At 65.6% G+C, this 11,818-nt stretch carries 9 protein-coding genes; 6 read left to right on the top strand and 3 right to left on the bottom strand.

Going from position 1 to position 11,818, the window contains the following annotated elements:
* Window positions 1–48: 48 nt before the first annotated feature.
* On the bottom strand, window positions 49–1,194 hold the full coding sequence (locus CVM73_RS09025; RefSeq protein WP_100231635.1) for an alpha/beta hydrolase family protein: 1,146 nt from the start codon (window positions 1,192–1,194) through the stop codon (window positions 49–51).
* Between the two features lie 333 nt (window positions 1,195–1,527).
* On the opposite strand from CVM73_RS09025, the gene pgm reads away from it, so the two are divergent.
* From pgm to CVM73_RS09045, 4 genes are all read left to right on the top strand, one after another.
* Window positions 1,528–3,174, top strand: coding sequence for a phosphoglucomutase (alpha-D-glucose-1,6-bisphosphate-dependent) (pgm, locus tag CVM73_RS09030; protein ID WP_100231636.1), 1,647 nt, complete (start codon window positions 1,528–1,530; stop codon window positions 3,172–3,174).
* Between the two features lie 293 nt (window positions 3,175–3,467).
* Complete coding sequence (locus CVM73_RS09035; protein WP_100231637.1) at window positions 3,468–4,514, top strand: aromatic ring-hydroxylating dioxygenase subunit alpha; 1,047 nt, start codon at window positions 3,468–3,470, stop codon at window positions 4,512–4,514.
* A 3-nt stretch (window positions 4,515–4,517) separates the two neighbouring features.
* Entirely contained in the window at window positions 4,518–5,270 is a 753-nt protein-coding gene (locus CVM73_RS09040; RefSeq protein ID WP_100231638.1) for a GntR family transcriptional regulator, read from the top strand.
* 10 nt (window positions 5,271–5,280) lie between these two features.
* Complete coding sequence (locus CVM73_RS09045; protein ID WP_100231639.1) at window positions 5,281–6,261, top strand: PDR/VanB family oxidoreductase; 981 nt, start codon at window positions 5,281–5,283, stop codon at window positions 6,259–6,261.
* A 306-nt stretch (window positions 6,262–6,567) separates the two neighbouring features.
* Here CVM73_RS09045 and CVM73_RS09050 read toward each other — a convergent pair whose 3' ends face one another.
* Window positions 6,568–8,529, bottom strand: a complete 1,962-nt coding sequence (locus CVM73_RS09050) for a putative bifunctional diguanylate cyclase/phosphodiesterase (protein WP_100231640.1) — start codon at window positions 8,527–8,529, stop codon at window positions 6,568–6,570.
* Window positions 8,530–8,872: 343 nt separating this feature from the next.
* Window positions 8,873–9,238, bottom strand: a complete 366-nt coding sequence (locus CVM73_RS09060) for a nuclear transport factor 2 family protein (protein WP_100231642.1) — start codon at window positions 9,236–9,238, stop codon at window positions 8,873–8,875.
* A 100-nt stretch (window positions 9,239–9,338) separates the two neighbouring features.
* Between CVM73_RS09060 and CVM73_RS09065 the strand changes: the two genes are divergently transcribed.
* A complete protein-coding gene (locus CVM73_RS09065) occupies window positions 9,339–9,929 on the top strand; it encodes a TetR/AcrR family transcriptional regulator (protein ID WP_100231643.1) in 591 nt (196 codons plus the stop codon).
* 247 nt (window positions 9,930–10,176) lie between these two features.
* On the top strand, window positions 10,177–11,802 hold the full coding sequence (locus CVM73_RS09070) for a GMC family oxidoreductase (RefSeq protein ID WP_100231644.1): 1,626 nt from the start codon (window positions 10,177–10,179) through the stop codon (window positions 11,800–11,802).
* Window positions 11,803–11,818 lie beyond the last annotated feature (16 nt).

The following is an 11,818-nucleotide window of genomic DNA, read 5'->3' on the forward strand; positions in this document are numbered from 1 at the left end:
GGTTTGTCATAGAGCTCCGGGGTTAACAAACCGGCCTCTGGCGCGAGGTTACTGTCGCGCGCGGGCGCTCTGATCGGTGGGTCTTGCTTGCGAAGGCGCCAGCTGGTCATCGATCGCATAGAGCGTGCAGATAGGCGACCATTTCATGCAGGCCGCCAGCGAGTCGCGCCGGGCGTCGCCGGCCGTGGCGCGGCTCGCGCGCCAGCCGTAGCCGCCGTTCGGCGACACCGCAAAAGCCTTGTGCGGCAGCATGCTTGCGAGGTAGCGCGCGAACTCGCCCCGCGCCGCCTCATTGAGCTGGGGCGGCGGCGGCAGCGGATCGGGCAGGCTCAGGATGTCATGGCTGAGCCCGCGCTCGCGCAGGAATGCGTCGAGATACGGCGTCCATTGCGGGCGGCCCGCGACCGAATAGAGATAATGGCCGTCCTCGCCGTAAGCCGGCGCCGCGATGAACCTGGCGTTGCCGCCACCGGCGCGAAACCCGTCATGGAGGCGGCGCGCGAGGTCGGGGCCGAAATACGAATCGTTGGTCGCATAGACCCACAGCATCGGCACGCGCGAGGTCCTGCCGAAGGTGGCGAAGGCCTGCACCAGCCCATCCGGATTGCAGACGTCGTCGTCATCGCGCGAGCCGCGGCCGCCAGCGAAGCTGATCGCGGCGACGAGACCGGGCGGGGCCTGCGCGCTCAGCGCGACGGTGGCGAGCCCGCCGGCGGAATGGCCGGCCGCGATCATGCCTGACGTCGTCACGTCGGCGCGGCGCGCCATCGCATCGATCGCGGCGCGCAGATCGGCAACCGCGACCGCGGCCGCCGGCAGGTACGCCGCCTTCGCGCAACCGCCGGCGCTGTCGACGCGTCCGCCGGGCGAGGTGCCGTAGCCGCGCCGCATCACGATCAGCGCCGCAAAGCCGCGCCGGGCGTATTCCAGCGCGATGCCGTAATATTTGTGCGCTGACATCGTCGCGCGTTCCTCGAACTTGCGCGGCGAGCCGTGGCTGAGCAGGGCCAGTGGATAGCGCTTCGCCCCCGCCGGCCGCACCAGGAACGCTTCCAGCCCCCGCGGTCCCGCCTCCGCCATGGGGATGCGCAGATCCTCGGTGTAGAATTCGGCGGCCCGCGCCGGTGCGCCGGCCAAGGTAAGGCCCATGACCAGGCCGGCGATCAGCAGGATCAGCTTGCACGAAGGGATCATGGGACGATTCGAAGGGCGGCGGCGGTGTGGAGCATAGCACGATCGCTTCATGAATAGCCGCGAACACTCCTCTATCCCCGTCACCCTGAGGCGGCCGCTCCTTCAGCGGCCCTCGAAGGGCGACGGCCCGGCTGTATCGGGGCCGTTCATCCTTCGAGGCTCGGCACCCCGCGCGTTGCGCGGCGTACCTCGCACCTCAGGATGACGGGACTTCTGTCTCCTTCGCCACCCGTACGGAACGCCTTCCGCATCGCGCGTGTTGTGCCCTTGGCGGGGGCCCGGCCGATGCTATGGTACCGGCTATTTCCGTGACGACAGAACGAGGATATTTCAGTGGCTGATGTTCATCCCGCGGCGGGCAAGCAGGCTTCGCCGGACGCGCTCACCAATATTCCGCGGCTGGTGACGGCCTATTTCGCGGGCAAGCCGGATGCATCGGACCCGGCGCAGCGCGTGGCGTTCGGCACGTCGGGCCATCGCGGCACCTCGTTCAAGAACACGTTCAACGAAGGCCACATCCTCGCGACCACGCAGGCCATTTGTGACTACAGACGAGAAAAGGGGCTGACGGGTCCGCTCTTCATCGGCATCGATACTCATGCGCTGGCCGAGCCGGCGCTGGTCAGCGCCATCGAGGTGTTCGCTGCCAACGGCGTCGAGATCATGATCGACAAGGACGGCGGCTACACGCCGACGCCTGTCATCTCGCACGCCATCCTGACCTACAACAAGGGCCGCACCAGCGGCCTCGCCGACGGCGTCGTCATCACACCCTCGCATAATCCCCCTGAGGACGGCGGCTACAAATACAATCCGCCGCATGGCGGCCCGGCCGATACGGACGTGACCGGCGTCGTCGAGAAGCGCGCCAACGCCTATCTCGCAGGCGACCTCGAGGACGTGAAGCGCATCGACTATGCCAAGGCGCGCAAGTCCTCGAATGTCCACGCCTACGACTTCATCACGCCCTACGTCGCCGATCTCGGCAATGTCGTCGATCTCGACCTCGTCAAATCCGCCGGCGTCAATATCGGCATCGATCCGCTCGGCGGCGCCGCCGTGCATTACTGGCATCCGATCATCGAGCGCTACGGCCTGAAGGCCACCGTCGTGAACGAGGCGATCGATCCGACCTTCCGCTTCATGACGGTGGACTGGGACGGCAAGATCCGCATGGACTGCTCCTCGCCTTATGCGATGGCGAGCCTGATCGGCATGCGCGACCGCTTCGACGTCGCCTTTGCCAACGACACCGATGCCGATCGCCACGGCATCGTCACGCGCACCGGCGGCCTGATGAATCCGAACCATTATCTGGCGACCGCGATCTCCTACCTGTTCGCGCATCGTCCGAACTGGGGCAAGAGTGCTGCGATCGGCAAGACCGTGGTGTCGAGCTCGATCATCGATCGCGTCGCCAAGAAGCTCGGCCGCAAGCTGGTGGAGACGCCGGTCGGCTTCAAATGGTTCGTCGACGGCCTGCTCACCGGCTCCTTCGGCTTCGGCGGCGAGGAGAGTGCAGGCGCCTCGTTCCTGCGCCGCGACGGCACGGTGTGGACCACCGACAAGGACGGCATCATCCTCGGCCTGCTCGCCGCCGAGATCATGGCCAAGACCGGCCGCGATCCCAGCCAGCTCTTCGGCGGTCTCACCGCCGAGTTCGGTATGCCGCATTACGCGCGCATCGACGTCGCCGCGACAGGACCGCAGAAAAACATCCTGAAGTCCGTCACCCCCGAGCAGCTCGGTCTCAAGGAGCTCGCCGGCGATCCGGTTCGCTCAACGCTGAGCAAGGCGCCCGGTAACGGCCAGCCCTTCGGCGGCATCAAGGTCGAAACCGATTTCGGCTGGTTCGCCGCGAGGCCTTCAGGCACCGAGGACGTCTACAAGATCTACGCCGAGAGTTTCCGCAGCACAGAGCACCTGAAGCGGATTCAGGAAGAGGCACAGGCGGGGCTGACGAAGGTGTTCGCGGCGTAATGCGACCGCGAGCGGCGTCGCTCTCACATCTCGCCAGAGGAGGCCGCGCCATCCCGCACGGTGTCATCACCCGCGAAGGCGGGTGATCCAGTACGCCGCGGCGTGAGTTGTGTGAACCCAATGTCTGCCGCGGCGTACTGGATTCCCCGCTTTCGCGGGGAATGACGGCCGATATAAGTGTATACATCAGAAGAGCAATAGGTATTTAGATAGGCATTTTTTTGCCCTTGAACGATTCTATCCCTCCGCTATTGTATACATAACGCATACATAACCCGTGGGAGTGAGACTCAATGACAAAACCCTTCCCCATGAACGCCTGGTACGCCGCCGCCTGGGACGCCGAGGTGAAGCCGGCGCTGTTGCCGCGGACGATCTGCGGCAAGCATGTCGTGATGTACCGCAAGGCCGACGGCTCGGTGGCGGCGCTGGAGGATGCCTGCTGGCATCGCCTGGTGCCGCTGTCCAAGGGCCGGCTGGAAGGGGACACCGTCGTCTGCGGCTATCACGGCCTGAAATACAATTCGCAGGGGCGCTGCACCTTCATGCCCTCGCAGGAGACCATCAATCCGTCGGCCTGCGTGCGCGCCTATCCCGTGGTCGAGCGTCACCGCTACATCTGGCTCTGGATGGGCGATCCGGCATTGGCCGATCCCGCGCTGGTGCCGGACATGCACTGGAACGACGATCCGGCCTGGGCCGGCGACGGCAAGACCATCCACGTCAATTGCGACTACCGCCTCGTGCTCGACAATCTCATGGACCTCACCCACGAGACCTTCGTGCATGGCTCCTCCATCGGTAACGACGCGGTGGCCGAAGCGCCGTTCGACGTCACCCACGGCGAGAAGACGGTGACGGTGACACGCTGGATGCGCGGCATCGAGCCCCCGCCGTTCTGGGCCAAGCAGCTCGGCAAGCCCGGCCTCGTCGATCGCTGGCAGATCATCCGCTTCGAGGCGCCGTGCACCATCGCCATCGACGTCGGCGTGGCGCCGACGGGCCCCGGCGCGCGGGAAGGCGACCGCTCGCAGGGCGTCAACGGCTTCGTGCTCACCACCACCACGCCGGAGACCGAGAAGACCTGCCACTACTTCTGGGCCTTCGTGCGCAACTATCGCCTGGGCGAGCAGCGCATCACCCCCGAGATCCGCGAGGGCGTCTCCGGCATCTTCCGCGAGGACGAGCTGATCCTCGAAGCGCAGCAGCGCGCCATGGACGAGAACCCGGATCGCATCTTCTACAATCTCAACATCGACGCCGGCGCGATGTGGTCGCGCAAGCTGATCGACAAGATGGTGGCGAAGGAAACCCCGCCGCGTCTTCAGGCTGCGGAGTAGAGCATGGCCGAGCGTGAGGTCGACCGTTCCGTCTCGCAGACCGTGAAGGCGCAGCTCGCGCTGCGCGACCAGATCCTGTCGGGCGCCTTGCGCCCCGGCGAGCGCATCTCCGAGCTTCAGGCGGTGGAGACCACAGGCGCCTCGCGCACGCCGGTGCGCATGGCGCTGGTGCGGCTGGAGGAGGAGGGCCTGCTCGAGGCGATCCCCTCGGGCGGCTTCATGGTGAAGGCGTTTTCCGAGCGCGACATCTCCGATTCCATCGAGCTGCGCGGCACGCTGGAAGGCTTAGCTGCGCGCTTCGCCGCCGAGCGCGGCGTCTCCGCGCGCGAGCTCGAGCCGCTGAAGGAATGCCTTGCCGCCATCGACGAATTATTGCGCCAGGTGCCGATCTCGGTCGATGCGTTTTCGTCCTATGTCACGCTGAATGCGCGCTTCCACGCACAGCTCACGGAGCTCTCGCGCAGCCCGCCGCTGATCCGGCAGATCGACCGCGCCTCGGCGCTGCCGTTTGCGTCCCCGAGCGGCTTCGTGATGGCGCAATCGGCGTTGCCCGAGGCGCAGCAGATCCTGATCATCGCCCAGGAGCATCACCGCGTCGTCATCGACGCCATCGAGAACCGCGAGGGCGCGCGCGCCGAAGCGGTGATGCGCGAGCACGCGCGGCTCGCGGTGCGAAACTTGCGGCTCGCGCTGCGCAACCGCACCCATCTCGACCTCTTGCCGGCACTCGCGCTGATCAAGACCGCAACCGATTGAGGGCCGTCACATGCGTTTCATCGAAACCTGGATCCCGGCGACGCTGGTCTCGACGCGCGATCTTGCGCCCGGCATCCGCGAATTCGTGATCAAGCCGGATCAGTTCGACGTCACGACCTATCCGGTCGGCAGCCACATCAACGTCAGCGTCACCATCGACGGCCTGCCGGAGACGCGGTCCTATTCGCTGGTCGGCGAGGCCTCTTCGCACGGCCTTCGAATTGCTGTGCGCCGCGCCGAGGATTCCCGTGGCGGCTCGCGCTACATGTGGTCCTTGCAGCCGGGCGCGCGGCTCGACATCACCCAGCCCGCCTCACTGCTCGCGGTGGACTGGGCGCGTGAAAACTACTGCCTGATTGCCGGTGGCATCGGCATCACGCCGATCCTCGGCGCTGCGCAGGCGCTCGCGCGGCGCGGGGCAAACGTCACGCTGCACTATGCCGTGCGCTCACGCCGTGAAGCCGCTTATCTCGACGATCTCTCCGACATGCTGGGCGATCGCCTCGCCGTTCATGCCAGCGACGAAGGCAGGCGGCTCGATCTCGACGCGCTGTTCGCCTCATTGCCGCAAGGAACGCTGGCGCTGTTCTGCGGCCCGATGCGCATGCTCGATGCCGCGCGCCATGCCTGGATCGGCGCCGGCCATCCGCTCCCCGATCTCCGCTACGAGACCTTCGGCTCCAGCGGCACGCTGCCGAACGAGACTTTTCGCGTGCGATTGAAGGACTCGAACGTCGAGCTCGAGATCCCGCGCGAGCGCTCGATGCTGGACGTGCTCAATGCCAGCGGCCACGATGTGATGTATGACTGCAAGCGCGGCGAATGCGGCCTCTGCGCCATCGACGTGGTCGCGGTCGACGGCGAGATCGACCATCGCGACGTCTTCTTCAGCGACCATCAGAAGCAGAGCAACGAGAAGATCTGCGCCTGCGTTTCTCGCGCCCGCGGCACCATCACCGTGGACACGTTGCTGCGGGCGGATGCGATCTGAGCGAGTTCTGTTGCCTGTTAGGAGCAATGGACCGCGCCGCGGACTCCACCTCTCCCGCTTGCGGGAGAGGTCGGCGCGGAGCGCCGGGTGAGGGTTCTCTCCTCTGGGGGATGAGGACGGAGTGTGCGGCAGCAGTTTCAACGGGCACCGACGCTGCTTAGCCTCATCCTGAGGAGACCGCTGGAAGCGGTCGTCTCGAAGGACGAGGCGCGCGCTCAGGCGCCTCCAACAGTCATATGCGATTGCCCCCGCGAGCGGGGGAGGGAGCGCACCTCCCGCGTCGCCGACACCGAGGCACAATTGTCCCTACGCCGCGTAAATCGCCCGAAGCTTCTTCGTCTCCAGCAGCGCCATCACCCCATCCGCCGCCACCGGCCGGCTGATCAGATACCCCTGCACCTCGTCGCAACTGATCTGGCGCAGATATTCGAGCTGGTCGGTGGTCTCGACGCCCTCGGCGACGACATTGATGTTGAGGTCGCGCGCCAGCGAGATCACGGACTTCACGATCGCGGCGCAGTCCGGCTGCACCAGCATGTCGCGGATGAAGGACTGGTCGATCTTGATCCGGCTGAACGGCAGCTTGCGCAGGTAAGTCAGCGATGAGAACCCCGTGCCGAAATCGTCGAGCGCGACGGTGACGCCGAGTTGCAGCAGCGCGTTCAGGATCGAAGCGGCCGAGCCGTATTTCGACAGCAGCATCGATTCCGTGATCTCGATCTCGAACCGGTTGGGGGAGACTTTCGCATCGGCGAATGTCTGCACGATGGTCTGGAGGATGGCCGTGTTGTGAAACTGCGACGCGGAGAAATTCACGGCAACCCTGATGTCTTCGGGCCAGTCCGCCAGCGTCGCGCAGGCGCGGCGGATGACCCATTCGCCGATCTCGTGGATCAGTCCGGTCTCCTCCGCGATTGGTATGAATTCACTCGGCGGCACCGGCCCGCGCGAAGGATGCTGCCAGCGCAATAGCGCCTCGAAGCCGGTGATGCGGTTTTCGTCGAGATCGAGGAATGGCTGGAACACGAGGAACAGCTCGTTCCGCGCAATGGCACGTTCGAGGTCAGCTTGCAGCGCCTTGCGGTCGCGGGACAGCCTGTCGTCGGCTTGTTCGAAGAAGCAGACCGTGCCCGGCCCCGTCTTCTTGGCGCGGTAGAGCGCGGCGTCCGCGTTCTTCATGATGTCGAGCGCCGTGTTGCCGTCGCGCGGTGCGAGCACGATGCCGACGCTGGTCGCGCCGACGATCTGGCGGCCCTCGATCCGGAACGGTTCATCGAAGGCCGCAACGAAGCGCTCGGCGATCTCGAGCGCATCCTCGGGTCGCGCCAGATTGGCCATCACCAGCGCAAACTCGTCGCCGCCGATGCGCGCGACGTGCTCGGCCGCGCGGGTGCAGCGCTGCAGGCGGCCTGCGACCTGCACCAGGAATTCGTCGCCGGCGGGATGGCCGAACTTGTCGTTGACTTCCTTGAAGCGGTCGAGATCGAGCAAGAGCACCGCGAACTCCTCGCCGGACAGAGCGAGGCGCCTCAAGGCCGCATCGAGCGTCTCGTTGAAGGCGACGCGGTTGGGCAAATGGGTGAGGGGATCCTGCCGCACCGTCCGCTCCGCCTCGATCTGCCGCATCACGCGCCGCGCGAACGCGAACGAATTGACGAACACGCCGCGCAGCAGGACGCTGCCGTAGACCACGACGAGAAAGGCGATCAGCAGGAAAGCCAGATCGCCGTTCCTGCCGAGGCAGATGGCGATGCCGAGGAAGATGGGCGCCGTGAAGGCGATGGCCGCGATCGGGATCGTAGCGAAGGCCAGCGCGCCGCCGGCCAGCATGCCCGAGCACAGGCAGGTGATGACGAGCTGACCGCCGGTCGAGGCGTCGGCGAAGAAGGCGACCGGGACGATGCCCCAGGCGGAGCCAAGGATGAAGGCGTTGCGCACCAGCCGATAAATGGCCCGGCGCGAGACGAATTGCGGCTTGGTGATGCGGCGTGCGGCGTGGGATTGCAGGCCGAAGGCGATCGCGCCGCCGGCGACGGCGCCTGCCCAGACCAGCGCAAAAATCCTGTCCGGCGACTGCCACAGCGCGATGGCGAGCACGATGGCGTTGCAGGCATTGGCGAGCATGATGCCGACCGAATAGCCGAGCACCAGCGACATCTGTTCGGCGCGGATATGGCCGGCCATCGCCTCGTCGGTTGCGGGACCGCCAAAGGCCGACAGGTCGCCGGCGAACAGCCGTGCGACATAGCTGGTCGTTTGAGTCCGCATTCGATAGCCTAGCAGCACCGGACGTTTGTCCGGCTCGATCCGGAGAATTCGTTGCAAACCTTTGACGAACTATGAATTATCCACCCTTGCCAGGGTGGTCGCGACCACTTCTGCGTGTTCAAAGGAAGGTATCGATAACAAATCGATACAAATGCGTGATGGCTGCGTTACGGCTGCAATATGAGGGAAATGTTTGCCACTACTCCGCTGTCATGCCCCGGCTTGACCGGGTCATCCAGTACGCCGCAGCCCATCGTTTCAATCACTACCGTCTCGGAGTACTGGATCGCCCGGTCAAGCCGGGCGATGACAGCGGTGGTAGGGCGAGAGGGAGGCGTCTCGATCACCGCCCCAGCTGCTTTGGATCGTAATAGAACCGTTCCTCGATCAGCTTGTCGCCCCGCCAGGTCTGCCAGGCGATCTCGTCCAGCGTTCGGACGATCCCTTCGGCATTGGTGAAGCTGAAGGTCCAGCGCGTTGCGACATGGTCGCCTTCGATCAGGCTCGGCCCGATGCGCACGGCCTTGACCTCCTTGAAGGCCGCCAGCACGCCACGCTCCTTGGCGACCAGCTTGTCGCGGCCGACCGTCGGAGTGGCGTTGTTCTCATAGGTCACGGCGTCAGGCGTGCAGAACTGCTCGATCGCGCCGACGAAATCGCCGTCCTCCAGGCGCTTGGCAAAGGCTTCGACGACCTCACGGCTCGGCATGGCGTAACCTCGCGCTAAAACCGACTGATAGTCGGTAAATACCGACCGGTAGTCGAAAAGTCAACTGGCCGCCGGCGGCCGATTGGATTAGACGAGACACATGGCGAAACAGGCGGAGCGGCGGGCGGCGACGACGGAGGCGATCCTCACGGCGGCGCGCCATTTGTTCGGCTCGCACGGCTTTGCCGCCACCACCATGGACGGGATTGCCGAAGCGGCCTCCGTCGCCAAGGGCGCGGTCTATCATCACTTCAAGACCAAGGAGGCGGTGTTCGAGGCCGTATTCGATCAGGTCTCGCGCGACCTCGTGGCCGAGATCGACCGCACCGCGCGTTCCGAGAAGGACGTGCTCGCCGCGATGGTCGCCGGCACGCAGCATTACTTTGCCGCGACCGCCAAGGGGCCGACCGGCCAGATCATCCTCCGCGACGGCCCCGCCGTGCTCGGCTGGGAGCGTTGGCGCGAGATCGACGCCAAGCATTTCGGCGGCAAGTTGCCCCGGGCAATTGCAGCGGCCATGGAAGCCGGACTCATCGCCCGCCAGCCGGTCGAGCCGCTGGCGCGGCTGCTGCTCGGCGCCGTGACCGAGGCCGCGGTCGCCTGCGCCGGCCGCGCCGATATCGCAAGAGCAGGCGCGGAATATGCCCGTGCGTTCAAGTCGCTGGTCGAGGCGCTGCGCCTGCGTTCATGATTGTGCTGGTGCGAGATCAGCTTTCTGGACGATGTGAGCCCAGAACCCGGATCACCTCTCCCGTAGGGAGAGGTCGGATCGCATCGAAGATGCGATCCGGGTGAGGGGATACGGTCTCACTTGCCGTTGCGGCCCCTCACCCGGATTGCTACGGACGATGCTTCGCATCGCCGAGCGCAATCCGACCTCTCCCCGTCGGGGAGAGGTGAAGTCGGAAACGCCCACACAACAAGAAGAACAGTAGCGCATGAACGCAAATTCCGCCCTCACGCCCTCCGATCCCGAATTCGACTACATCATCGTCGGCGCCGGCTCCGCCGGCTGCGTGCTCGCGAACCGGCTGTCGGCGAACGGCAAGCACAGCGTGCTGCTGCTCGAGGCCGGCCCGAAGGACTCCAACATCTGGATCCACGTCCCGCTCGGCTACGGCAAGCTGTTCAAGGAGAAGTCCGTCAACTGGATGTACCAGACCGAGCCGGAGCCCGAGCTGAAGGGCCGTCAGGTGTTCCAGCCGCGCGGCAAGACGCTGGGCGGATCGAGCTCGATCAACGGCCTGCTCTATGTCCGCGGCCAGCACGAGGACTACGACCGCTGGCGCCAGCTCGGCAACACTGGCTGGGGCTATGACGACGTGCTGCCTTACTTCAAGAAGGCCGAGAACCAGTCGCGCGGTGCGGATCAGTTTCACGGCACGGGTGGTCCGTTGCCGGTCTCCAACATGATCGTGACCGATCCGCTGTCGAAGGCCTTCATTGATGCCGCCGTCGAGACCGGTCTGCCCTACAATCCTGACTTCAACGGTGCGACGCAGGAGGGCGTCGGCCTGTTCCAGACCACGACGCGCAACGGCCGGCGCGCCTCCACGTCGGTGGCCTATCTCGGTCCCGCGAAGACGCGCAGCAACCTGAAGATCGAGACGTCCGCGCTCGGCCAGCGCATCCTGTTCGAGGGACGCCGCGCCGTCGGCGTCGAATACCGGCAAGGCGCGCAGGTCCGCCGTGCCCGCGCGCGCAGAGAGGTCGTGCTGTCGAGCGGCGCCTACAACTCGCCGCAGCTGCTCCAGCTCTCCGGCGTCGGCCCTGCCGATCTCCTGCGCAAGCACGGCATCGAAATGGTGCTGGACGCACCGGGCGTTGGTCACGACCTCCAGGACCACATGCAGGTCCGCATCGTGATGCGCTGCTCGCAGAAAATCACCCTCAACGACACCATCAATCATCCGCTCCGCCGCACCATGGCCGGCGCGCGCTATGCGCTGTTCCGCAAGGGCTGGCTGACGATTGCGGCCGGCACCGCCGGCGCCTTCTTCAAGACCAGTCCGCGGCTCGCCTCGCCCGACATCCAGGTCCACTTCCTGCCGTTCTCGACCGACAAGATGGGCGAGGAGCTGCACGATTTCTCCGGCTTCACCGCCTCGGTGTGCCAGCTCCGTCCCGAGAGCCGCGGCTCCCTGCGCATCAAGAGCGCCGACCCGGCCGTGCCGCCGGAGATCCGCATCAACTACATGTCGACCGAGGCCGACCGCACCACCAACGTAGAGGGCATCAAGATCCTGCGCAGGATATTGAATGCGCCGGCACTGAAGCCGTTCGTGGTCAGCGAGTACGATCCCGGGGCGAAGGTATCCACGGATGCCGAGATCCTGGATTATTGCCGCGAGCGCGGCAGCACCATCTACCATCCGACCTCGACCTGTCGTATGGGCAATGACGCGCTCGCGGTGGTGGGTCAGCGGCTGAAGGTGAGGGGGCTCGACGGCCTTCGTGTCGTCGACGGCTCGATCATGCCGGACCTCGTGTCGGGGAACACCAACGCGCCGATCATCATGATCGCCGAAAAGGCCTCCGACATGATATTGGAGGATGCGCGGTAAACGCGCCTCAGAAGGA

Source organism: Bradyrhizobium forestalis (assembly GCF_002795245.1).
GTDB classification, from domain to species: domain Bacteria; phylum Pseudomonadota; class Alphaproteobacteria; order Rhizobiales; family Xanthobacteraceae; genus Bradyrhizobium; species Bradyrhizobium forestalis.

Bases quoted from the DNA above. Each gene is read 5' to 3' on its own strand.
- CVM73_RS09025 (WP_100231635.1), bottom strand. From the start codon at position 1,194: ATGATCCCTTCGTGCAAGCTGATCCTGCTGATCGCCGGCCTGGTCATG.
- CVM73_RS09035 (WP_100231637.1), top strand. From the start codon at position 3,468: ATGACAAAACCCTTCCCCATGAACGCCTGGTACGCCGCCGCCTGGGAC.
- CVM73_RS09040 (WP_100231638.1), top strand. From the start codon at position 4,518: ATGGCCGAGCGTGAGGTCGACCGTTCCGTCTCGCAGACCGTGAAGGCG.
- CVM73_RS09045 (WP_100231639.1), top strand. From the start codon at position 5,281: ATGCGTTTCATCGAAACCTGGATCCCGGCGACGCTGGTCTCGACGCGC.
- CVM73_RS09050 (WP_100231640.1), bottom strand. From the start codon at position 8,529: ATGCGGACTCAAACGACCAGCTATGTCGCACGGCTGTTCGCCGGCGAC.
- CVM73_RS09060 (WP_100231642.1), bottom strand. From the start codon at position 9,238: ATGCCGAGCCGTGAGGTCGTCGAAGCCTTTGCCAAGCGCCTGGAGGAC.
- CVM73_RS09065 (WP_100231643.1), top strand. From the start codon at position 9,339: ATGGCGAAACAGGCGGAGCGGCGGGCGGCGACGACGGAGGCGATCCTC.
- CVM73_RS09070 (WP_100231644.1), top strand. From the start codon at position 10,177: ATGAACGCAAATTCCGCCCTCACGCCCTCCGATCCCGAATTCGACTAC.